Below are 25298 nucleotides of genomic sequence, written 5' to 3'. Positions count from 1 at the left end.
GCTATACCGCCTATACTATTTATCAAAAAGGCGACTCACAGAAACATCATGAAAAATACGCATAATGGCTTCTCCAAGAAGAGGTGCAACTGAAAGAACCGTAATTTTGTCAATATTTTTTTCTTCTGCCAAAGGAATCGTATTGGTAATGATCAATTCCGTAATAGGAGATTTACTAATACGTTCAATAGCCGGATCTGTTAATACAGCATGAGCACAACAAGCATATACTTTATTTGCGCCCATGCGCTTCAATGCATTGGCCCCTTCACATAAGGAGCCTGCTGTATCAACAATATCATCAACAATAATGCAGGTCTTACCTTCTACACTACCAATAATATTCATCACTTCTGCTACCCCCGGACGAGGACGGCGCTTTTCTATAATAGCAATCGGAGCCCCTACACGGTCTGCTAAGTCTCTGGCACGTGTCACACCGCCAAGATCGGGAGATACAACAACAATATCGCCCATATCACTTTCTGATTTTTTCTGATTAATATATTTTGCAATAATAGATGCCGAAGCCAAATGATCAACAGGAACATTGAAAAATCCTTGAATCTGACCGGCATGAAGATCCATCGTAACCATACGAGTTACCCCAGCGGTGCTCATCAAATCTGCTACCAGCTTGGATGTTATAGGTTCACGACCACGAGTCTTGCGATCCTGACGTGCATAACCATAATAGGGAACAACCGCCGTAATATGTCTTGCTGAGGCGCGCTTTAACGCATCCACCATAATCAGCAATTCCATAATATTATCATTTACAGGTTCGCTCGTCGGTTGGACAATAAATACATCCTTACCGCGAACGCTTTCATCGATCATGACCTGAATTTCACCATTATTGAATTTACCAACAAACGCTTTTCCTAATTCTAAACCCAAATAATCGGCGATTTCCTTGGCCAATGCCGGATTGGCATTTCCTGTAAAAATTTTCAGCTTTTTCCCATCTTCATATGACATGATAGATCCTCCTCAAATTAGTTGTCTTCTATATGTATTCTATCATTTATTGTTTTATACGTACATAATAGTATTTCTATTTTTTATATGTATCGTCCTTTACCCATTGTTCTATATTGCGCTGTCTAGCCCGCCCTACCGCTAACGATCCGGCAGGAACATCTTTCGTAATGGTAGATCCAGCTCCTACATAAGCGTATTCTCCAATACGGACCGGTGCTATAAGATTACTATTGCATCCCACAAATGCATGATCGGAAATTGTTGTACGATGTTTAACTTTGCCATCATAATTTACAGTTATCGTGCCACAACCAATGTTAACACCACTGCCTACATCACTATCTCCTATATAACTCAAGTGCGGCAGTTTTGTTCCATCTCCTATAACGGAATTTTTAACCTCCATATAGTTGCCAACTTTTACCTGATTGCCAATAACAGTATTAGGGCGAAAATGAACAAAAGGTCCCACTTCACAGCCGTTCTTAATCTGACAATCATGGGCATAGGTAAACTGCAGATGATCCTCATTTCCCATCTGCACATTAGTCAAACGAACATATGGACCTATCTGACAACCTTCACCGATAACCGTATCTCCTTCCAATATAGTTCCCGGATAGAGTATGGTATCACGGCCAACAACAACAGACACGTCAACGTACGTATTCCCCGGATCAATAACGGTAACCCCATCGGTCATAATTTGTTCCAGTTTTCGCTGCCGCATAACACTCTCAGCCTCCGCCAACTGCATCCGAGAGTTAACTCCCAATGTTTCCTTATAATTCGACGAAGCAAACGCACTAACGGTCTTACCTTCAGCAACAAGCATTCCGATAATATCAGTCAAGTAATACTCTCCCTGAGCATTTTTATTGGTTACACGATGCAGCATATCCCACAGCAACGGCATATCAAAACAATAAATGCCGGCATTAACTTCCGATACCGCCAATTCTGCAGGTGATCCATCTTTTTGTTCTATTATTTTCACAACCTGCCCGCTCTGATTGCGAATAACTCTGCCATACCCCGTAGGGTCCGGCATAATTGCGGTAAGCATCGTAGCCGCCGCATGTGTTTGTTCGTGGCAAGCCATGAGAGCTGTAAATGTTTCCGACGTAACCAACGGAGTATCACCACAAGTAACCAGCAGTGTTCCCTGTTCCTCTTTCAATAGTGCTTCTGCCTGAAGAACCGCATGTCCTGTTCCCAATTGTTCTTTCTGCATAACAGTTTCTGCTGTATCTCCTAAATACTCCTGTACAGCCTCGCCGCCAAAACCAACGACGACAATTTGCCTTATTGTCCCCGCGCTCTGTACTGTACGGCGCACCTGTTCTACCATAGGCAGTCCGTCTACCTTGTGCAAAACTTTTGGCAACTTGGATTTCATTCGTGTTCCTTTTCCGGCCGCCAATATAAGTGCAATGGTTTCTTTCATTCCAAATCCTCCCCAGAAATCAAAACTACAACAATTTCCTTATCAGGATACCACAAAACCGCCTTAAAATATATACTTTTTTTAAGCTTACTGCAGAAATACCTCAACTATCTTATGATGTTAACCACTTACAACCTGTTCATATATACAATACTATTCGTTGTTACTGATACAATTTTCACCTTAGCACATATAAAAGGAGAGGCTGCAGCCTCTCCTTTTATATGTGCTCTTATCCCAAGATGTGAACTACCACATCTCTTCTGCCAAAATTCATTGCTTCTGAATTAGAATTCATGCCCAAATCAATGCGCGTACCAGTAATATCACCGCCCGTATCATCTGCTACCGCATAGCCATATCCTTCAATATATAATTTTGTACCTAAAGGAATAACGCTGGGGTCCACAGAGACAAGCCCATGAATCAATGCATGTCCGCCTGCGGTATACCCGCTATTCCCAGGATCATGTGCCGAATAGGCTGTTGCCTGCATGACAATTTCCTGTCCGCCCGCACTAGTATTAGAAGACAACGGAGTACTATTCCCTAAAGCATACAAAGCACGTTCTGTCCGAACATCGAGAACCCCCGTTGCAGATAGTCCCAAACTGGACTGAAAAGCACTAACAGCATTTGCCGTACCCTCGCCATAGATACCATCAACAGCACCTACACTATACCCATTATTGGATAAACGTGTCTGAATATCTCGAACGGCATCACCAGAATCACCGCCACGAAAAACAACAGATGTCGCCGAAGTATCAGCTTGTACCAATGCAGCCAACGTTTGATTGCCAACAATACCATCCGCGGTTAAGCCATGATCGGACTGGAATTGCTGAACAGCTGCTAGTGTACCACTGCCAAATACTCCATCCGCACCATCACTTAAGTACCCTGTATCCATCAACATATATTGCATATATTGAACCTCCGGGCTATTCATTCCTTGTTCAAGTTTCGCAAATGAGACAGAGGATATCGACAAAATAAACAACATCATCAATATCGTTATCATACGTTTCTTCAAATTACCACCTCTTTGAAAAATGACGCTCTAACAACAAGCAATTACATTTTAACAAAATTTCAGCAATAAGTCAAAAAAGTGTATTTTTATTCATCATTTTATCAATTTTTATTCCATGTTCTTGCGCTCTGTTTTTATTGTTATGCAGTCTGTATCTAAGTTTTATAAGTTGATTTTAGTACCTGGTACTAATTTTTATAATTATTATACATTTGTTGTATCACCATATTTCTAACGTTTTCTGCCGCACCTATATGATCCGTTAGCAGATAAATATAATCTCCCGCTCGCAACCGCACTGCCTGATCCGGCAATATCTGCTTATCACCACGCTTAATATCTACTAATACGGTGTGCATAGGCCATGAAATACTGCCAACACTCTTACCATCGACAGCACTGCCGCTTTCGACCGTCAATTCTATAATATTACGCCGTTCATTATCAGGAATATTAGTTTTTTTAAATTCCGGTAGCCGATACAGTAGAGAATCATAAATAGGTTCGCCTTTACAAAGTCTTGCTGACACTAACGCTACCATAGAAGCAATACATAGTACCAATAAGTGGTCATAGGAACTAGTCATTTCCATAATAAGAATAGTTCCGGTAACAGGTGCATGCACAGATGCCGCAAAAAAAGCAGCCATGGAGATAACGATAATATCCGATAAATACATCGCTGGAATAAGATTTAGTTCTATAAAAACGATGCCTAAAACACCTCCTGTAAGTGCTCCGATAACTAACATAGGTAAAAAAAATCCGCCCGGAACACCGCATCCATAACTAATTAATGTAAACAACAATTTTCCCACAAGCAATAGACCAAATAAGGATATGGACAAGGGCATTTCTGATAAATGATTGATCAATTCATTTCCGCCGCCCAATACCTGAGGCAGGCAGTACCCCAACACTCCGCCCGTAACAAGGGCAAAAGCAATCTTAGTATACGGATGAAAAAATACAGGAAGCTCATAAAAAGAACGTACGCCCAGCAACCCTTTGTTAAATATATTTCCTGCCACACCATTGATAATGGATAGTACAACAATCAACCATATATAATTCATGGGAAACAACGGCAAATTTCCAAAATGAAAAATTGATACCGGGCCAAAAACAATACGGGATATAATAGTCGCCATAAGAGCAGCCATCATAGCCGGTACCAATACTACTCCGGAAAAATTCCGATGCAATTCCTCCAAAGCAAACATAACTCCCGCTAACGGGGCATTAAAGGCTGCCGCCAAACCGGCACTGGCTCCGGCAGTAATAAGATAACGTTCCTCCATTCGCAGACGTCCCAGCAAGCGGCTTAACCCCTGCGCCGTAACTGCTCCAATTTGAATAGAAGGTCCTTCTCGTCCTAAGGATAACCCTAACCCGATTCCCACAATTCCCCCAATAAGCTTTACCCAGAGAATCCGCAGCCACCGCATGCGAATCCGTCCTAAAATAACTCCTTTTACTTGAGGTATGCCGCTTCCCGACGCCATGGGTTCGTACTGGCTGATACTATACAATAGAAATGCTGCCAGCAATAAAACAAGAAACCATATTAAGTTAGCTATTATTCCCGCATTCGGCAGCATATCATAAATCGTTTCTCTCCAATGAGTTGTATACTCTAATACCCAACGAAAAAAGCTAATGATACTGCCGGAAATGGTTCCGACAACAATTCCTTCAAAAAACAACCGCAGACGAAAACGAGGCCAATGATTCAATGCCTGGATTGTTGAAATAAGCGGTCCTTGTATCTGCATAATTAATTACCCCATCCTATCAAACAAAATTTATTTTATTATAACACACATTCATAAAAATCGTGTTGACAATAGTGCTTCTTGCCGCTAAAATTAAGATTGTTGTTATTTATATGAAACGGGAATGAATGTCTCCCGCGGCACTCTGTCGAAACTGCCATTTGGCTGATGACTTCTACTATTACAGTAGGAGTATCAGCATTTTTTTATACTTAATTTTCTAGGGGGAATCTGAATTATGGAAAAATTATTGGCTGTTGCCATCGGCGGCGGAATCGGATCAGCATTACGTTACGGAGTCACGCTTCTGGCAAATCAGCATGGAGGTATTTTATTTCCTTACGGTACTGTATTTGTTAATGTTGTCGGCTCATTTCTTATTGGTTTTCTTATGATGTATTTTAATTCTCACATGAATTTGCCTGCTGCTGTAAAGCTTTTTGTCGTTACCGGTATTCTTGGTGGTTTTACCACATTTTCCACGTTTAATATGGAACTTCTCACTTTTATTCGTGCCAATGAAATGGCTTTGGGATTCCTATACGGTGGTTTGAATGTTGTCGGTGCTTTTTTATTTTGCTGGCTTGGCATTGTTGCAGGTGCATTATTATATTAAATATAACTTGTATCCACAAATATAACCGCATGTTATATTTAAATAAAACTTCTAAGCATCTTAAATATTAAATTATTTTTATATTTAAAAAATTAACATTTTAAAAAAATTACAAATATTTACAAATTATGAAGAATTTATAATCCATATAAGGTATACTATCTGTATAATAGATAGTATTTCATTATTAGGGGGATTCTTCATGTCGTCATTTCAATTACCACACCAAGTATTAAAAAGTAAACGTAATAAATTAATTGCTTTTGGTATTACCTTACTGCTTGCTTTTACTGCAATCTATATGTACAGTCATTATAATACTGCAACTAAAGTAAAAGGTGACCTCATGGAAGCCTCCGTACAAGCATATCGTGTTTCGAAAAAAGATATGTTAAAAAAAATTTTATTCTCTGGAGAAACCGTACCTATTGCCCAAATTGATTTATCTCCAAAATACGCCGGCAAAATTGTCGAAGTAAATGTAAACCTCGGTGACAGCGTCGACGCCGGGCAGGTCCTTTTGGTTCAGGATACAATGGATTCAGAATTAACGATTGATCAAGACCAAGCTGCTTACCAACAAGCTGCCGCCGATACCAGAACAGCTGAATCACAATTTTCTTCAGAACTGCAGAAAGCACAGGTAGATTATGAAGTTGCTCAAATGAATTATAACCGCTATATTGTATTAAAGAGTGAAGGGGCTATTTCCCAAAAAGATCTGGACACGGTGTATCAAGCTCTTATTGCTGCAAAATCAACGTTAGATAACTTACAAACCCAAAATGTCGGCGATACGCCGGCTGCAATTGTCAGCAAACAGGCAGCACAAGCGAAAGCGGCGTATGTCATCGATAGCATGAAGAAACAACGTGATGACTTAATTATACGTGCACCTCGTGCCGGAATTATCAGTTACCGTAATGCCGAAGTCGGCAGCATGGCCTCTGCTAACACGAAGGTTTTATCTATTACAGATAACAGCGGCATTTATATTGACTGTCCCTTATCGGAAGCTGATGTAGCTTCAATAAAACCCGGGATTCCTGTATCTGTCTCTATTGAATCGCTGGCAAACACGTATACCGGAACAATCACCTATGTCAGTCCGACAATGGATACATCAACAAAAACGTATATTATACGCATTACATTGGATAATCCAGATAATTCTTTGCGCGGAGGCATGTTTGCCCAATCTTCAGTAAAGGTTTTACAACGCAGGAACACGCTGTACGTACCTAAAGACGCCTTATTGGAAATTAATGGCATCAGCAAACTGTATATCATTACTACTAATAATAAAATTGAAATACGTCAAGTGAAAACCGGTTTGCGAAATGATGAATATGTAGAAATTCTGGAAGGATTATCCGACGGCGATCTCATTGCGACTTCCAATACAGCTCGCTTAAAAGACGGCACAAACGTGACTATAGAAAAGGAAATCGGGTGATAGGATATGAATTTAACTAAATTTTCTATCAATCGCCCAATAGGCATTTGTATGGTTGTCGCTTTTTTTGTCGTACTTGGGCTTTTCAGTTTTTACCGCATTGGTGTCGAACTCCTGCCAGCTTTGAATACGCCTTATGTAACGGTATCTGTCAATTATCCTGGCGCTAATGCCGAATCCATTGAACAACAAGTTGTAAAACCGATTGAAGATGCCTTATCTTCTGTATCTAACTTGAAACATATAACTTCCGTGGCATCTTATGGTCAAGCTCGGATCACGTTAGAATTAGATTTTTCAGCAAATGCTGACTATGCCGCTATTGATGCCACAAAAAAAGTTAATTCCATACGCAGTAAACTTCCAGACGACATCGACGACCCCGTTGTCATAAAGCGTGATATAAATGCCACTCCTATCATGTTTATTGCCGTACAGTCCAACCATTCTTTAGATGATATATATACAAAAGCTGAAAATGATTTTCAAGATGTCCTGCAGCAAGCTGACGGCGTCTCAGAAATCGAATTGAATGGCGGCCGTGATAAAGAAATTGCCGTTGAGATTGATAAAGATAAATTGGTCCATTATGATATGACGTTGACAGAAGTCGTCAATGCCCTGCAAAATGAAAATGTTCTTATGCCAGCCGGTTCAATTTATTCCAATGATACAACAACTGATGTTCGTGTAAAAGCACAATTTATGGATGAATCGGAACTTTCTCATATTCAAATTCCGAACGTCAAGGGGACTAAAATTCCACTGAGTTCGGTAGCATCCATCAGACGGCAGGACCAGCGGGTAACCCGTTATGCCCGGGTCAACGGCGATGACGCGGTCGTCATGGTAGTTTATAAAAACAGTGACGCAAATGTTGTTTCTACCGTTGATAATGTCAATAAAAAAATTGAGACGCTGCGACAGGATAACCCGGATTATACATTTACGGTTACCAACGAATCAGCTTCTTATGTCCGCAATTCTTTAAATAATACGCTCCACACTCTTATAGAAGGTCTGATTACTACTGGTCTCGTATTATTTTTCTTCTTGCGCGGATGGCGTTCAACAGCTGCAGTTATGATAGCCATTCCAACTTCACTTATTTCTACTTTTTTCGTCATGTATATCGCAAATTTTACTTTCAACATGATGTCTCTTATGGGTATGGCCTTGTGTATCGGTATATTAGTAGACGATTCTATAGTCGTTTTGGAAAACATTCACCGCCATCTCATGAAGGGAGAAAAACCTAAAGAAGCCGCCCTCAACGGCCGAATGGAAATCGGTATGGCCGCAATTGCGATTACCCTGTGTGATGTTGTCGTTTTTATGCCGATTGCTTTTATGACAGGTATGGTTGGTCAGTATTTTAAACAGTTTGGCTTGACCATTGTTTTTGCTACGTTATTTTCTTTATTTGTTTCCTTTACATTGACGCCTATGCTGGCTTCGCGTCTTTTCCGCTTAGGTTTGAAAATACCAGATAAGCCTATATGGCATAAAATGGATGCGCTAGAAAAATGGGCCCGCGATAATTATACTCACCTACTGGTATGGACGTTAGATAACAGCAAAAAACTTTTTATTCCTGTATTAATATGTTTTTTTGGAGCCGTTGCACTAATTCCTGCCGGATTAGTCGGCTCAGAATTTATGCCTCAAACAGATGAATCCGGTTTTCGCATTTCTGTTCAGCTGCCCACAAATGCAAATTTAGACCGTACCGATAAAGTTACACAAGAATTGGAAAAATATTTATCTTCCATCCCCGAGGTTACATACTATACCTCTATGGTCGGAGGAAAAAATTTAAACGAATCCAGCATTCAAGTTACACTTCAAAATCGTCAAGACCGTTCCCGTACCATTTGGCAAATCACAAATACTATACGACAATTTGCTGCTAAACATATTTTAGATGGAGACGTACGGGTTCAAGAAAACCAAGCTTCTGTCTCCGGTGTATCCGGAGGATTCGGCGGCGGCAGCGGAAATCTCCGCTTAGAGTTGCGGGGTAAAAATGATGAACAGCTTACCAATACCTCCTATGCAGTCATGGATATGATGAAAAATAACATTTCCGGGGTGCGCGACGTAAGCAGCAGCTATGAAGAAGGTATGCCGGAATACCGACTTGTCGTTGACCGGGAAAAGCTAAAACATTATGGTACCTCTATCAACGACCTTACAAATACGTTTTCCAATGCCATCAGTGGTAAAAAAGCTGGTGTACTAGCCAACGATATTAAAAACGACAATAATGATACAGATATCTATGTTCGTTTAAAAGGCTCTGACGGGTTCCGCATTTCTGACTTGGAAAAAATTCCGCTTAACGCCGCTGGCCATATCATCTACATCTCAGATGTAGCCAATGTCAAAGCAGAAACAGGTCCTGTTACAATCCACCGGACCGACAAGGAACGCAGCATTACTTTAGGCGGCAGCCTGATAGATAGACCGATGAGCGAAGCCATGAAAGATATACAAGTCCACCTATCTTCTATAGATATGACCGGTGTTTCTTATCGTTTTACCGGTCAAGCCGATCAAATGCATGATACGTTTCAGGATTTAACAATGGCTTTAGGTTTGTCTTTGATTTTGATTTATATGATTTTAGCTATCTTGTATGAATCAGTAAAAACGCCTTTTATCCGTATGTTTTCCTTACCACTGGGTCTCATCGGTTCTCTGTTTTTATTATTTTTGACAAATAACTCCTTGAATCTCTATTCTCTTATTGGCATACTTGTTATGGATGGTCTGGTTGCCAAAAACGGTACACTGCTGCTAGATTATACCTTAACCTTAATGGAACGGGGCATGCCGGCAAGACAGGCAATCATTGAGGCAGGACGGGTTCGGCTGCGACCTATTTTCATGACAACACTGACAATGGTCGTCGGTATGCTGCCAACTGCGCTTTCCATGACCGCAGGTTCCGAAACCCGCTCCAGTATGGCCGTGGTTGTCATCGGAGGGCTTTTAACGTCGACGGTATTTACACTGCTCATTATTCCTATTATCTTTTTATTCTTTGAAAATCATAAATTCCGTCTGCCACTGCTAAGAAAAACAAACTCCATTAATCGTTGATTCTTTATTCCACAATAATAAAAAGCACAAACTGCTTATTTATTATTTTCAGCAGGATATTCATAAAACAATATAGAATTATATAAAAACAGCGATTTACTAAGGAGGTACATCCATGGATAGTTTTAAACCAACATTCCATATTGAAGAAGCTGTACGCAAGGTTCTGCCATATATGATGGAAATGCGTGAATATTTCCATGCTAACCCGGAATTGAGTGATCAGGAATATACTACGAGTAAAATGATTTTCCAAGAGTTATCGCTCATGGGAATAGAAGATGCAAAAATTATAGCCGGCACAGGAGTTACCGGTCTTATCCGAGGAAAACTCCCCGGTCCGGTTATTCTTTTACGCGCCGATATCGACGCTCTGCCTCTTACGGAGAAGGCTGACATTGCCTATGCTTCTTTAAAAAAAGGAGTCATGCATGCCTGTGGTCACGATGGCCACGCAGCCAATCTTCTCGGTGTCGCTAAGATTCTTACACAACATCGGGATTGCCTGCGCGGGACAATCCGTTTGGCTTTCCAGCCGTCTGAAGAAGGATGCGGCGGAGCCGCTCGCATGATAGATGCCGGTATATTAAACAAACCAGCCGTGGATTATGCGATAGGTCTCCACGTAGCCGGTGGACTTTCTCAAGGAAAAGTAAGTATCCGCAGCGGCGGCATTACTGCCTCCTGCGATGATTTCACAATTATACTGCACGGAAAAGGGGGCCACGGTTCCCAGCCATCTCATTGCATCAGTCCTATTCAAATGGGCACCGATAGTCTCCAGCAAATACAGTCTTATGTATATAATTGCCGGCAGGACGGTGATGGTATCGTACTTTCCTTTGGACAATTCCAATCCGGTTTTAATCCCAATGTTATCCCCGATACTGCTGAACTTAAAGGAACACTGCGCACCTATAATGAGTCCAAACGAGCTCTTATTTTAGAAAAGATGAAATATATTCTGAATGCTGTCACAACCTGTTACGGCGGCACTTATGAACTGCAAATTGTACCATTTGCGCCAGTATGCGTAAACGATGCCCGTACAACAACCAAAGTCGCTGCTATTTTAAAGGATAAATGTACTCCGTTTATACAAGTAGTTCCGCAGGACAGAAGTTCCGGCTCAGAAGACTTTGCCTATTTCAGCGCTGCGGTTCCCAGTGCGTTTTATTATGTCGGTGTAAACAGCGGGACAGTTGAACTTCATCATTCATCAAATTTTCAATGGGACAGTGCCGCATTAAAATACATGTGTACTACAATGATCAATATCATATATTATTTCACATCCTATTAACCCGTTACACTCTCAAACCCTATTTATATCATCTATTATAGAAATATCCTCCCACATGTTGGGAGGATATTTCTATATTTTACATATCTTTTTCTTTGCCGCCGCTGGGTTTTGTATAAACTTCTTCTATTCCTTTCAATGCCAATAAATCTAAAATAATTTTATTTTCATGTACATCGCGAAAGGTCGATACACTTACTATAAGTTCTGCACGAGGCTGTTCTTCCGCCGCAATAGATTGAAAAGACTTAACTTGAATATCTTCTTTCTTAAAAAAATCAGCAAGTCGCCGAGACTGCCCCACCGTATTCCGCATAATAATATGAAATGTATATTGTCGTTCCCTGCGGCGACGCACCAAATCATCAACACGGACAAAAATAGTTAATACAATAAATACCAAAAAAGTCGCAGCCATAGCCGTTACAATATACCCGGCTCCAACAACAAGACCAACAGCGGCAACAGCCCAAATACTTGCCGCTGTCGTCAGTCCTTTGACATTACATTCCTTTTGATTCGCTAATATAGTCCCGGCCCCTAAAAATCCAATACCGGTAATAACCTGTGCTGCAATACGTTCAGGATCTGAATTGGTAATACCATATTGAAAATACATATCCATAGCAATATTAATAGAAATAATCATACACAAGCAAGACCCCAGGCAAACAAGAATATGTGTACGCAATCCAGCAGACTTACTCTGTGCCTGCCGTTCATATCCAATGATGCCTCCCAGGATTACGGCTATGCATAATCGAACAATACTTGCTATAGTCGTTACCATCACCGTCTCCCCCCTTTCTAACTTTTTACAGCCTTATCCTGCATCTCATAATTTGTATTATAGCCCAGCAGTATAATAACTGCAACCTACGTAAAATCAGCAACGTTTTACTTTTTTTAAGAATTGCTTATAGAGTTGTAAAGTTTATATTTTATACTTTTTATATCAATTGATTTTCCTATAAGACATTTAAACGATTTTATGTTATAACTAAATTAATAAATTACAGAAAGGAACTGTACCTATGGGAAAACGAATTTTTTATTTAGATAATTTACGTTCCGTTATGATTATATTGGCTTTATTGTATAATGCAGCATCTGGTTTTATGATTTTTTTACCAAACCAGGTGTATGTTGTAGAAAGTGAACGCAGCATAGGTTTTGATATGTTTGCACTTTGGGCAGAATCCCTTATTCTTCCCGTCTTATTTTTTATCAGTGGTTATTTTGGTGCCTCTTCGTTACGTATCCGGCTTTTTAAACCATTTTTCAAAGAAAAGTGGCACCGTATCGGCTTGCCTTGGCTTTTTGGCTGTCTTTTTCTAGCTCCTGAACTAGCCTACCTGGCGGCACTGCAGACTACTCCGAATATGAATTTTATCACCTTTTATACCGTACACTTTTGGCAGGAATATTTTCAGCAAGGTCCCTTTTGGTTTCTAAGTCTTCTGCTGTTATTTTTCATACTTCTTATGGCCGCCAAAAAGCTTCGTCCGCACATTCTTCAACGAAATACCGCTGCCGCTCTATCTCCGGCTATCGTGATACTGATTATTTCCATTGACATCGCCGCCGCCTACACTTCACATTATTTTTTTGGAAATCACTGGATTCACATAGCCTACATACTAAACTTCCAGCCTATCCATTTAGCCGATTGCGGATTATATTTTTTATTAGGAATATATGCCTTCAAACACCGCTGGTTTACAGTACAAGGATATATCCCATCTTTGCATTGGCTAATTCCCTTTTCAATAGCTACACTGTTTTATGTTTTATGTTTTTATCCCAGAACAGCGGTATTTTTACCATTTTTATTCTTTCAGACTCTTCCTGCGATTGAAGCGATTTTATCAATGACAGGTCTGCTGGCATGTATCGCCGTTTTTGCTTCCTGGGGCAATCAGAATAATAAACTTACTCTTACTGCCGCTTCTCTCTCTTATCCCGTCTATTTTCTCAGCCAAACATTGCTGCAAAATATGGCGTGGTTTATCCGTCCGCTTACACTTCCCAACTATCTGAAATTTATTTTTCTTTGCAGCCTAGTCTTAGTATATGCGTATATGTTGGCAAAATATGTATTGATACATCTTCGCTGTTTTAACACAAAGCATTATTTTCAGTGATCATCGCTTGCTATATACGTATAACGCACATAGTTATTTTATTTTATCTAATGTCTTAAATGTGCTATGATAGTATTTGTTAAATTTGTTCAGTATGAATTATTTTTTGAACAGGAGTGAATCGAATGGATGTATTATTGGAAATGATGGAATCGTATGGCTATATTGCTATGTTTCTTTGCATGGTTGCCGAAAATGCGAATATTCCCATTCCCAGTGAAGTAGTACTTGGTTTCGCAGGTTTTCTTATTTCACAAAATATTTTTGAGTTCTGGACTACCTTTTTTATTGCCTGTCTCGCTGGTATCACCGGTTCTGTTTTAAGTTATTGGCTCGGTGCATACGGCGGCCGTCCGCTCCTTTTAAAATACGGCAAATATATATTTTTTAATGAACATAAATTTATTATGGCGGAAAAAATGTTCAATACTTATGGCGGAATAGCAGTATTGATTTGCCGATGTCTTCCGGGAGTACGAACATTCATTTCATTTCCCGCCGGAGTCGCCCGGTATCCTTTTATAAAATTTGTAGTATATACCGTTATCGGAACCATTCCTTGGACTTTCCTGCTTGTTTGGGCCGGTTCCGTTTTGGGTAGCCATTGGCGTGATTTAATTCAATATAATCACGAACTGCTTATCGCAATGGTCATTATATGCGCGTTGATTGCCATAGGATTACTTTGGAAGCATTATCGGCATCGGAGGCAGTCCTAATGAAATCTTGGATTAAAGAAAACAAATATGGTCTTTTTTTATTTTTTTTGTCAGCACTATTACTGCTCTCTTTCCTAGGAATGTCGCCTTTAATTGATCCTGATGAGCCCGTATACGGTGAGACTGCAAAAGAAATGTTGCTTGCTGGTGATTGGCTTTCTCCTCGTATTTTCGGAAATTTTTGGTATGATAAACCACCTCTTTTTTATTGGTTGGAAATGATATCCTATAGTATATTGGGAATTTCCGATTATACATCTCGGCTGCCAAGTGCACTTGTAGGAATGATTACCGTAGGTTATGTGTATATTCAAGGGAAAAATATTTTTAATAAACAAATCGCGTTTACTTCTTCTCTGGTACTTTTAACCAGTCTAGGATTTATTTATATTGGCAAAGCTTCCATTACGGATATGACACTGCTTTTTACCTTGACCGTTGCTATGCTATCTTTTTATCAAGAAAAATATTATTTGGCTTATGCCTTCTGTGGATTCGCTTTATTGGCAAAGGGACCTATCGGTTATGGATTTCCAGCTTTAATCATGCTCTGCTATATTATCTTTTGCCGCCATTGGTCTCTCTTGAAAACCATGAAAATTCCACAGGGAATTTGTATCGCGTTTTTGATTGGATTACCATGGTACATACTGATGTACCATGTTCACGGTGAAGCTTTTCTGGATACTTTTATCGGTTATCACAACATTGCACGTTTTACTGCTCCGGAACATCCCGGGCAAAATAATTACTTTTTCTTTTTCCCGATTTTATTAATAGCCATGATGCCGTGGAGCGGTGCTATCATACCAGCCGTTGCCAGATGTATAAAAAAACAGGATCCATTCAAAGATATTTTATCTTTTTGCCTTATCTGGGCATCTTTTATTTTTATATTTTTCTCTATTTCTAAAACCCAGCTTGTTACCTATATTGCTCCTATGTTTCCACCAACAGCATATATTATCGGTTGGTATATATACCGCACCCGAATTGAAAATCATCTCCCCAAACTATGGATAGGAACTATGATTTTTTTCTGCATCTTATTTATATCCTGCAATGCACTTCCACTGCATCAGGATGCCGAATTTTTTAAACCAGCTATACTATGGGGTTCTTCATTTTTTGCCGTATTAACTATCGTTCCTGCTATCTTGTTATATAAAAGAAAATGGCAGGCAGGGATAGGAGCTGTCGTAGTTACTATGCTGCTATTCGTCATCAGCGCCTTCGGAATCGTATTGCCCTCTTTGGAAGAATATATTACAATACGTCCCATGGCACAAAAGACAGTAGAAATATACGATGGATTTTCTACTATATATATAGACAAATTCGTCCGTCCCGGAATGGCTTTTTACAGCAACATATACGGAACCGAATGGAATCATGCCAAAGCAGAAGATTTTGCTCATCCTGACAAAACATACTATTTGATGACTAAGTCTTATTATAGACAGCTATGCTTACGATATCCGACGTTACAACAGTATCCTGTACTTGCCGAAACATCAACACAAATTCTTGTAATTAACCATCCTTAGGAGGTTTCATGCAAAGACGTTATCTATTTATATGCCTGGCTGTCATCAGTCTGGCATTTTTTCTCTCAGGAAATTCCGCCTTGCCGGTCACCGATCCGGTTGAATCAAACTATGCATTAACAGCCAAAGAAATGGTTATGTCGGGCAACTGGATTTCTCCCCAAATTTATGGAATTTATTGGTATGATAAACCAATTGCCATCTATTGGCTGCTCAGTTTAGCCTATACCGTTTGTGGATTCACCGATTTTGCTTCACGTCTTCCGGGGGCCATATTTGGAATGGCCTCTGTTGTTATTACATCCTGGTATGTGATGCGCCGTACCCAGAATAGGGTATTAACGGTATTAACTGCTGCTATGACTGCTACCTCTCTGGAAGTATGGGCTATCAGCCACGCTATTATTACAGATCAGATACTGTTTTTCTTTACTGCCGGAACCATGTTTTTCTCTTACATCGGCTTAACCGAGGGAAGATCACGTTACATGATTGCTGCGTATGCCATGGCAGCGGGTGCTGTTCTCACAAAAGGCCCCGTAGGTATTGTTCTGCCTGGCCTATTCCTTCTTATTTTTGCAGTACTGCGTCATAATGCTGTATATGGCAAAAGAATTTTTAATCCCTGGGGAATTATTATATTTTTCATATTGGCTCTGCCTTGGTATGGAATTATGTACAGCTTACATGGTCAAGCTTTTATTGATGGCTTCCTTGGTCTTAATAATGTCGTTCGCGCCACAGTATCCGAACATCCACAAATGAATGTATGGTATTATTATCTGGTTCTCATTCCTGTGAGTCTATTACCGTGGACCGGTCCCTGCCTATATGCTTTGTGGAAAAGGCGAAGTTTTTCTGATGAATATGTTTTTATGACCGTATGGACGTTGGGAACGCTCCTTTTTTACTCCTGTATGGCTACTAAATATCCTACATATTCTTATATTGCAAATATACCGCTTATTTTATTGGGTACACTGGAAATTCAGGATATATATAATAAAGATTCCCGCAAATTATGGACTATTCTTACAGGTCCGGCCATTTTCTACTGGCTTCTCCTGCTTACAGCTTCTTTTTTCGTTTCTTGGGGCAGTTGGTGGGGGCTTTACATAAGTATTCTTTTAAGTATACTTATGGTAGTATTTTCACAATGGCAACGGGCTTATCCGGCAATACCGGCTTTGATCACGATAAGTACTATCATTATTTATGGTATTATCATGCAGCAGGGATTGACTTCTTTTTATTCTTATCGTTCTGCTGATAATGCGCTTGCAGCTACTGATCACATTAAAGGAAAATTATTTTTTTATGGAGAATTTCGAACATCTTTTGTTTATTACAGCGGTATTCCTACCACTTTTGTTGAAAATCCGGGAACAGATCAAAATGCCGCATTGCATCGCAGTAATGTCTGGTCAAAAAAACATTTATATAAACAAGAAGATCCGTATGCACTGCTCCAATCTTTACAACACAAAGAATCTATATCCATTTTAGTCCCTGAAAAGTTTTATACAGAATACGAACATTCTATTTTCTTTGACCAAACACGCTTTATCGGTCAATTTGGAAACTATCGTTTATATATGAATCTCTAGGAGTTATCATGTTACTTTCTACCTTTATGGAAAACCTGAAAAAATATAAACATGATCAAGTGTTCAATCCTTGGTCTTCTTATGATGATACATGTGACATCAGCTCCGATGCCCCGCATATTCGCAGCTGTCAACTGGAAGAATATATAATGCGCCGCATAAATCGCGCTAAATATCTTTTTATTGCTGAAGCTGCCGGTTATCAAGGTTGCCGTTTCACAGGGATTGCTCTTACTTGTGAACGAATGCTCTTAAACAAGCATAAGCAAATCACCAGTACAATGATATTAGGCCATACAGGACGCCGTACAAGTCATCCCGACTGCCCGCTTATGACAAGTCTTCCACAGCACCGTGATGGAATGAATGAACCGACAGATACTTATATCTGGGGTTCTATTATTGATAATGACCTGTCTCCTGAAGAGGTGCTTCTATGGAATATATTTCCTTTCCACCCCCATAAAAACTCGTCTTTTACAAACCGTACGCCAACGGAAGAAGAATTAATGGACGGGTTAAGGTATACACATCAATTACTGCATATGTGTCCGCCAAATATCACCATTGGCACTATCGGTAAAAAAGCGTTTACTACTCTTAAACAAGCGGGTTTTGATGTTTCTTTAATGCGCCATCCCGCAAATGGCGGTGCTGGTAAATTCCGTCAGCAATTTACTGAATGGATAGGACAAAATAGGCATGATTAAAATGCATGTATTTAATTACATTTTTAGCTTTTAATGATAAAAATCTAAAAATAATCTATTTTGTTTGTTGTTTTATTAAAAAATGAATGTATACAATATTATTTCCCTAAAAACGCTTGCATTTATAGCAATAATTGCTTATAATCAGTACTACGTTTAAATAATAAAATTATTTTTTCCAAAGAAGGGGAATACCATGGTCGGACGACCGTCAGCCGTAATGCTGCCCCGCGTCCGGCTATTTTTTTACCATCAAAAGGAGGTACGGATTCCATGTATAAAAAAATGCGCGATTTACCAGCCCCGCAAGGGCTTTATGATCCCTCCTATGAACATGATGCCTGCGGCATCGGTTTTGTCGTTAATATTAAAGGAGAAAAAACATATGATATCATTGATGATGCACTGTCCATCTTAGAGAATCTAAAACACCGCGGTGCCGAAGGTGCCGACGCAAAAAGTGGTGATGGTGCTGGTATTTTGGTGCAGATTCCGCATCAATTTTTTTGTCGTGAATGCGAAGTCCTAGGATTTTCCTTGCCCGCCGAAGGCGAATATGGTGTGGGAATGATTTTTGCACATCGATATGAGAATTTCCGAAAAAAACAAATTGCCGCATTCGAAAAAATTGTTCGTTCCGAAGGACAATCTATTCTGGGCTGGCGTGAAGTTCCTATTGACGAAAGCTTAATCGGAAATATTGCAAAAAATGTTCGACCTCGCTTTTTACAAGTATTTATCAAAAAAAGCCCAGAAATACAAACACAAATGGATTTTGAACGAAAATTATACGTTATCCGCAAATTAGCAGAAAAAGAGATTATTCCGGAAAGCCAGTCAATGGGAACTGATTTTTATATTGCCAGTTTATCCTCCCGGACTATTGTATATAAAGGAATGCTTACCTCCTTGCAATTGCGTCATTTTTATCTGGACTTATCTGATTTAGACTTTACTACAGCCATGGCTCTTGTCCATTCACGTTTTAGTACTAATACCTTCCCCAGCTGGGCCCGGGCTCATCCGAATCGTTATATTGTTCATAATGGTGAAATCAACACCATCCAAGGTAATATCAACTGGCTTAATGCCCGCGAAAGCAAATCACAATCTCCGCTTTTTCCAGACTTAGAAAAAGTGTTCCCTGTTGTTGATGACAGTGGCAGTGACTCTGCCATGTTTGATAATTGCTTGGAATATCTGTATATGACCGGACATTCTTTGCCACACGCTATGATGATGATGATTCCTGAACCTTGGGAAAAAGATTCTCTTATGAGTCAGGAAAAACGAGATTTTTATCGTTATCATAATTTTATGATGGAACCATGGGATGGACCCGCAGCTATCGCTTTTTGCGATGGTGTCGTTATTGGTGGTATGCTCGACCGAAATGGTCTTCGCCCCACTCGTTATTATGTAACAAAGGACGATCGGGTCATTGTAAGTTCTGAAGTAGGAACTGTCAATATTGATCAACGCAATATTCTTTATAAAGGGCGCTTGGAACCCGGAAAAATGTTGCTGGTTGATACTCATCAAAAACGTATTATTGACGATGATGAAATCAAACATCAAATTGCTTCAGAACATCCATATGGGGAATGGTATAAGGATCATATCGTCGATTTGGATAAACTGATGGAAGACCGTGACATGGCCGACAACGATAATTTAATCCCCTATGATATTAAGGAACAGGAAAAAGTATTCGGATATACACAAGAAGATATGGACAAAATTATCTTGCCTATGGCCCGCGACGGAAAACATGCTATTGATTCTATGGGCGTAGACGTCCCATTAGCCGTGTTGTCCGAACAACCACAGCTTTTATATGACTATTTTAAAGAAAATTTTGCGCAAGTAACTAATCCGCCTATTGACGGGGTACGTGAAAATACGGTTACATCACCCATCGTCATGTGTGGAAATGTTGCTAATATCATGGATCCCAATGAATCTGGAACTGCCGCGCTGTTTATGAAACAACCCATTTTAACAAATGAACAAATGTCGATTATTAAATCTCTCCTTACACCCAAACTTCGTTCAGCCACTATTTCTATGCTTTATCCTGTCAACGGCGGGCCCGAAGCAATGGAAACAGCCATTGAATCCTTGTGCATTGATGCATTAAAGGCCATTAAAAACGGAGCCAACATCTTAATTTTATCAGATCGCGGCGTCAATTCCCGTATGGCGGCTATTCCCGCTCTTCTAGCCTCTGCTGCACTGCACAATTACCTTATTAAAAAAACGGTACGCTCCGACGTAGGTCTTATATTAGAATCCGGTGAACCGCGTGAAGTCCATCATTTTTGCGCCCTTATCGGATATGGTATAACTGCCATTAATCCATATTTAGCACTAGAAACAATTAAAGAATTAATGCAAAAAAAGAAATTACCAAAGATGGACTATTCGACAGCTAAGAACAATTATATCAGAGCTGCTGTCAATGGTATTCTTGCCGTTATGTCTAAAATGGGTATTTCTACGATTCACAGCTACCACGGTGCACAGATATTTGAGGCTGTGGGAATCAAAAAGGATCTTATCAATAAATACTTTGTGAATACTCCTTCTCGCATCGAAGGAATCGGAATTGCGGAAATCGCTAAAGAAAATGAAATCCGTCATGCTAATGCATACGAGGAAAACACCAATACTCTTCCAACCGGCGACTTTTATATGTATCATAAAGGTGGACAGCCGCATATCATTGATCCGGAAACTGTCCAACTTTTGCAAAAAGCATGTCAGACCAACGATTACGGACTTTATAAAGAATATTCTCATAAAGTAAATGATGCAGCCATGTTCCGCCTGCGTGACCTTCTTGAATTTGACTATCCTACGGGTTGCAGTATCCCTATTGAAGAAGTAGAATCAGTAGATACTATAGTAAAACGCTTCCGTACCGGTGCCATGAGTTATGGCGCTCTCAGTAAAGAAGCCCATGAATGTATTGCCATTGCTATGAATCGTCTCGGCGGTATGAGTAATACGGGTGAAGGCGGCGAAGATCCCTCTCGATTTGAACGGCGGCCAAATGGAGATAACACGAATGATCAAATCAAGCAAGTTGCTTCTGCACGTTTTGGCGTCACCAGCAATTATTTGGTTCATGCCCGGGAATTGCAAATCAAATGCGCACAAGGAGCAAAACCTGGAGAAGGTGGTCACCTACCGGGAAATAAAGTATACCCTGATATTGCCAAAACTCGTCATGCTACAACCGGGGTATCCCTGATTTCTCCACCGCCTCATCATGATATCTACTCTATCGAAGATTTAGCAGAGTTGATTTTCGACTTAAAAAATGCTAACCGTTTGGCTCGCATCAGTGTAAAACTAACGTCTGGAGCAGGTATCGGAACTATTGCTGCAGGTGTAGTCAAGGCCAAAGCAGATGCGATTCTCGTCAGCGGTTATGACGGAGGAACAGGCGCTTCTCCACGTACCAGTTTACGTCACACCGGACTTCCTTGGGAATTAGGTCTTTCAGAAGTGCAACAAACATTACTTCTTAATCAGCTGCGTGACCGCGTTATGTTGGAAGTGGACGGTAAATTACTTACTGGCCGTGATGTAGCTATTGCCGCTTTATTTGGTGCTGAATTATTTGGTTTTGGTACCGCTCCGCTCATTGCCATTGGCTGTCATATGCTTCGTGTCTGCCATATGAATACATGTCCCTACGGAGTCTGCACACAGAATGAAAAACTGCGCAAAAAATTCAAAGGAAAACCCGAATATATTATTAATTTCATGCGATTTATTGCCCAGGATCTCCGAGAAATTATGGCTCGACTCGGCTTTCATACTATTGGTGATATGGTGGGACGATACGATCGTTTAAAACAAAAAGAAAATATAGCAAATTGGAAAGCTGCTACTATCAGTTTAGAAAATCTTTTATTTCGTCCCTATACCGATAGCAGTGTAGGCCATCATTTTACCAAACCACAAGATCACAACATAGATAACACACTAGACATGAGTAAACTTGTTCGTATGTGCCGCCCTGCGCTGGCTCAGCAAAAACATATCCGTTCACGTTTGCGTATCAAAAACACAGACCGTGTCACTGGAACCTTGTTAGGAAGTGAAATTTCCCGCCGTTACGGGGAAGCGGGGCTTGCAGAAGATACCATAAAACTATCTTTTGTTGGTTCTGCCGGTCAAAGCTTTGGAGCTTTTATCCCTAAAGGTTTGACACTGGAATTGGAAGGTGATGCCAATGATTATCTAGGAAAAGGCCTTTCCGGTGGAAAAATTATCGTTTATCCGCCGCGGGAAGCTGAATTCCTTGCTGAAGACAATATCATCATCGGCAATGTAGCTTTCTATGGTGCAACAAATGGAGAGGCATACATCAACGGTATTGCCGGAGAACGGTTCTGCGTCCGCAATAGTGGCATTTCTGCTGTTGTCGAAGGTATTGGAAATCACGGCTGTGAATACATGACAGGAGGCTGCGTACTTATTCTCGGCAAAACCGGTCAAAATTTTGCGGCAGGAATGTCCGGCGGCATTGCTTATGTCCTGGACTTGGAACCATCCCTATGTAACCACGACTTAGTACTGCTCAAAGATTTAACCGATGAAACAGAGCAGCATCTGGTTCACCATATGCTGGAAAACCATGTAACTTATACAGGAAGTGATCTTGGCGGACGCCTCTTAGATAATTGGACAGAAACAGTAGGACGTATCACAAAAGTCATTCCCGCAGCCTATGAAGAAATATTAGGACTTATTGTCCAAGCCGAAGCGGATGGTCATACCTCAGAAGAAGCCCAGATGATTGCCTTTACTCAAAAACATGCAAGATAAATATTTCACAACAGACCCGCTGAAAAATATATTTTGTTCAGCGGGTCTGCTTTGTAGTTATGATATAATAGAATCATATCATAAAATTAGAAAGGATGATTGTATGCTTATCGATGACGCAGAGGGCTTGGTATTTCGTCCTCCCAGTGAAGCTAAAAGCTTTATTTTAAGAGTAACTATCGGTTGTTCTCATAATACATGCACTTTTTGCCCTATGTATAAAAACTCCCGTTTCCGTATACGAACAATGCAGGAAATTGATGAAGTTATTACAAGGGGAGCCGCTGCCTACCCTTGTATACGCCGGCTTTTTCTTGCCGATGGAGATGCCCTCATTCTGCCAACTGATCAATTATTGCAAATTATTAAAAAATGTTACACTGCTTTTCCTTCACTTACACGCATTGGCGCCTATGCCACGCCGTCTGACCTGGATCGCAAAACCCCACTGGAGTTGCAGCGTCTGCATGAAGCAGGGCTACACATTCTGTATATGGGCATAGAGAGCGGTGATGACGAAGTGTTGCAGCAAGTATGTAAAGGAACAACTGCCGCAATAACAATTCGTGCCGGCCGAAAGGCTATGGATGCAGGTATGAAACTTTCCACCATGATTCTATTGGGCCTTGGCGGACAAGCCTGGACAGAGCAGCATGCTCTCCATACAGCAAACGTAGTGTCTGCTATAAACCCCACTATGCTCAGCGCTTTATCACTGATTATCCCACCACAAGTTTCTTTATATCAGGAAGTAATACGCGGTACTTTTACTCCTTTGACCGAACACGGATTTCTTCAAGAATTATATACTATCCTAGCTAACACCCACATGAAAAATCCTTGCATTTTCAGAAGCAATCATGTTTCTAACCTGTATCCCGTAGGCGGCACATTGCCAATGGATAAAGAAAAAATGCTGCTTCAAATAAAACCACTACTCACTCAAGCCGATGATACTATTCCACTGCTAAATGATACCGGAAATTTTTAATTAGGTATTATTTATAACAACTATATTATGGGATTCCCCCGAAAATGCATGAAGCAGTAAAATAATTCATAATTTACCGCTGTTTTATAATTAATATTTATGCAGATATACGAAACATTTTTCCAATCAATAGAAGATGCTATATGTAAATTTTATCTGAAGGTGAAAATCATGAAAAAACTTATACTTTGCATTCTGTGCCTCTTCCTATGGACCGGTTCTGCATTGGCTCAGGAGAGCAGTCCTCCCATGTTTGATTCTATGCGTACTGTTATACTTGTCCAAACGTCACCTCAAGAAGATGTTTCCCGATACATGATCCTACGCCTCAAAGAACTCTTCCGGCTGCCTTATTACGAACAGTTGGAAACGAATGTGATCTTACCGCCTGAAAATATCTCCACCACAAGTTTGCGCCAGCTGACCCAAAAATACAATGCCGACCTCCTTTTGGTTCCCATAGTGAAACATTGGTCCTGGCAACAATATTATCTGTTTGCACAAGATGAAATGATTGCGGAATATAATTATCATTTAGCAATATACGCTTACGATCGCCAAAAAGATACGCTCACCATATATAGTACCAGAAACTTTAGCCGTGATGAAGCATCTGTCCTTAACCAACCTCCGACAATCCTCCGCAATGCCATGGACCAGCTGCTTAAAGAACTTCCTTACAAGCGTATCCCCACGGATATAAAACACGCGGCAACCGCTTTGTAATACCCGCATGAGTCGGTATATATGCCAGTCAGCAGCATAATAGTAGAATGAGGCTGATACCCCGGATACTATCAATCGGAGCATCAGCCTCATTATTATATGATTAACTAATTGCTGTACTGGGAAGGAAGCAACAGTTAATGATATACAATTAAGAAATATTGAAGCTTATTATAATTTTTTTAATAAAACTTGTCAAGAAACTTTTTAAAGTTAAACGTGTAACTTAACTTAATATTTTCTCATACTGATCATATATACAAAAATAAAAACATCCACTTTTGCGTATG

17 protein-coding genes and 1 riboswitch are annotated in these 25298 nt (G+C 40.2%); of the genes, 12 read left to right on the top strand and 5 right to left on the bottom strand.

What is annotated here, in order from left to right:
• Positions 1-15: 15 nt before the first annotated feature.
• From NXG62_RS11185 to NXG62_RS11170, 4 genes are all read right to left on the bottom strand, one after another.
• Positions 16-981 carry a ribose-phosphate diphosphokinase gene (locus NXG62_RS11185; protein ID WP_091647732.1) on the bottom strand — a complete coding sequence of 322 codons (966 nt, stop codon included), beginning with the start codon at positions 979-981 and terminating at the stop codon, positions 16-18.
• A 76-nt stretch (positions 982-1057) separates the two neighbouring features.
• Positions 1058-2431 (bottom strand): bifunctional UDP-N-acetylglucosamine diphosphorylase/glucosamine-1-phosphate N-acetyltransferase GlmU, encoded by a 1374-nt coding sequence (gene glmU, locus NXG62_RS11180; RefSeq protein ID WP_427112492.1) that lies wholly within the window; start codon positions 2429-2431, stop codon positions 1058-1060.
• 232 nt (positions 2432-2663) lie between these two features.
• A complete protein-coding gene (locus tag NXG62_RS11175) occupies positions 2664-3467 on the bottom strand; it encodes a peptidoglycan-binding protein (RefSeq protein ID WP_322351558.1) in 804 nt (267 codons plus the stop codon).
• Positions 3468-3655: 188 nt separating this feature from the next.
• A complete protein-coding gene (locus NXG62_RS11170; RefSeq protein WP_427112491.1) occupies positions 3656-5242 on the bottom strand; it encodes a ClC family H(+)/Cl(-) exchange transporter in 1587 nt (528 codons plus the stop codon).
• 111 nt (positions 5243-5353) lie between these two features.
• Positions 5354-5427, top strand: a riboswitch (Fluoride riboswitch).
• Positions 5428-5480: 53 nt separating this feature from the next.
• Here NXG62_RS11170 and crcB point away from each other — a divergent pair.
• From crcB to NXG62_RS11150, 4 genes are all read left to right on the top strand, one after another.
• The gene (gene crcB / locus NXG62_RS11165; protein ID WP_322351559.1) at positions 5481-5858 is read left to right on the top strand and encodes a fluoride efflux transporter CrcB; all 378 of its coding nucleotides are present in this window, start codon (positions 5481-5483) and stop codon (positions 5856-5858) included.
• 202 nt (positions 5859-6060) lie between these two features.
• The gene (locus tag NXG62_RS11160) at positions 6061-7314 is read left to right on the top strand and encodes an efflux RND transporter periplasmic adaptor subunit (RefSeq protein WP_427112489.1); all 1254 of its coding nucleotides are present in this window, start codon (positions 6061-6063) and stop codon (positions 7312-7314) included.
• Between the two features lie 6 nt (positions 7315-7320).
• Positions 7321-10419 (top strand): efflux RND transporter permease subunit, encoded by a 3099-nt coding sequence (locus tag NXG62_RS11155; RefSeq protein ID WP_427112488.1) that lies wholly within the window; start codon positions 7321-7323, stop codon positions 10417-10419.
• Positions 10420-10534: 115 nt separating this feature from the next.
• Positions 10535-11722 (top strand): M20 metallopeptidase family protein, encoded by a 1188-nt coding sequence (locus NXG62_RS11150; RefSeq protein ID WP_427112486.1) that lies wholly within the window; start codon positions 10535-10537, stop codon positions 11720-11722.
• Positions 11723-11801: 79 nt separating this feature from the next.
• Here the strand turns inward: NXG62_RS11150 and NXG62_RS11145 are convergent, their stop codons facing one another.
• On the bottom strand, positions 11802-12512 hold the full coding sequence (locus NXG62_RS11145) for an MgtC/SapB family protein (RefSeq protein WP_427112485.1): 711 nt from the start codon (positions 12510-12512) through the stop codon (positions 11802-11804).
• A 244-nt stretch (positions 12513-12756) separates the two neighbouring features.
• Between NXG62_RS11145 and NXG62_RS11140 the strand changes: the two genes are divergently transcribed.
• The 8 genes from NXG62_RS11140 to NXG62_RS11105 all read left to right on the top strand — a co-directional run bounded on the left by NXG62_RS11140 (position 12757) and on the right by NXG62_RS11105 (position 25008).
• Positions 12757-13866 (top strand): acyltransferase family protein, encoded by a 1110-nt coding sequence (locus NXG62_RS11140; RefSeq protein WP_427112484.1) that lies wholly within the window; start codon positions 12757-12759, stop codon positions 13864-13866.
• Positions 13867-13991: 125 nt separating this feature from the next.
• Positions 13992-14585, top strand: coding sequence for a DedA family protein (locus NXG62_RS11135; RefSeq protein WP_427112483.1), 594 nt, complete (start codon positions 13992-13994; stop codon positions 14583-14585).
• The gene (locus NXG62_RS11130) at positions 14585-16132 is read left to right on the top strand and encodes an ArnT family glycosyltransferase (protein WP_427112482.1); all 1548 of its coding nucleotides are present in this window, start codon (positions 14585-14587) and stop codon (positions 16130-16132) included. Before NXG62_RS11135 ends, NXG62_RS11130 begins: the two co-directional genes overlap by 1 nt.
• Positions 16133-16140: 8 nt before the next feature.
• Entirely contained in the window at positions 16141-17739 is a 1599-nt protein-coding gene (locus tag NXG62_RS11125; RefSeq protein WP_427112481.1) for an ArnT family glycosyltransferase, read from the top strand.
• A gap of 8 nt (positions 17740-17747) precedes the next feature.
• Positions 17748-18449, top strand: a complete 702-nt coding sequence (locus NXG62_RS11120; RefSeq protein ID WP_427112480.1) for a uracil-DNA glycosylase — start codon at positions 17748-17750, stop codon at positions 18447-18449.
• Between the two features lie 273 nt (positions 18450-18722).
• Entirely contained in the window at positions 18723-23291 is a 4569-nt protein-coding gene (gene gltB / locus NXG62_RS11115) for a glutamate synthase large subunit (RefSeq protein ID WP_427112478.1), read from the top strand.
• Between the two features lie 103 nt (positions 23292-23394).
• A complete protein-coding gene (locus NXG62_RS11110; protein WP_427112477.1) occupies positions 23395-24282 on the top strand; it encodes a radical SAM protein in 888 nt (295 codons plus the stop codon).
• 171 nt (positions 24283-24453) lie between these two features.
• Positions 24454-25008, top strand: coding sequence for a hypothetical protein (locus NXG62_RS11105; RefSeq protein WP_427112476.1), 555 nt, complete (start codon positions 24454-24456; stop codon positions 25006-25008).
• The last annotated feature ends 290 nt before the right edge of the window (positions 25009-25298 follow it).

The sequence above is a fragment of the Megasphaera sueciensis genome (assembly GCF_050219315.1).
Taxonomy (GTDB): Bacteria; Bacillota; Negativicutes; order Veillonellales; family Megasphaeraceae; genus Megasphaera_A; species Megasphaera_A sueciensis.
Note: the sequence above shows the minus strand (reverse complement) of the source record. Positions and strands in the feature narration are given on the sequence as shown.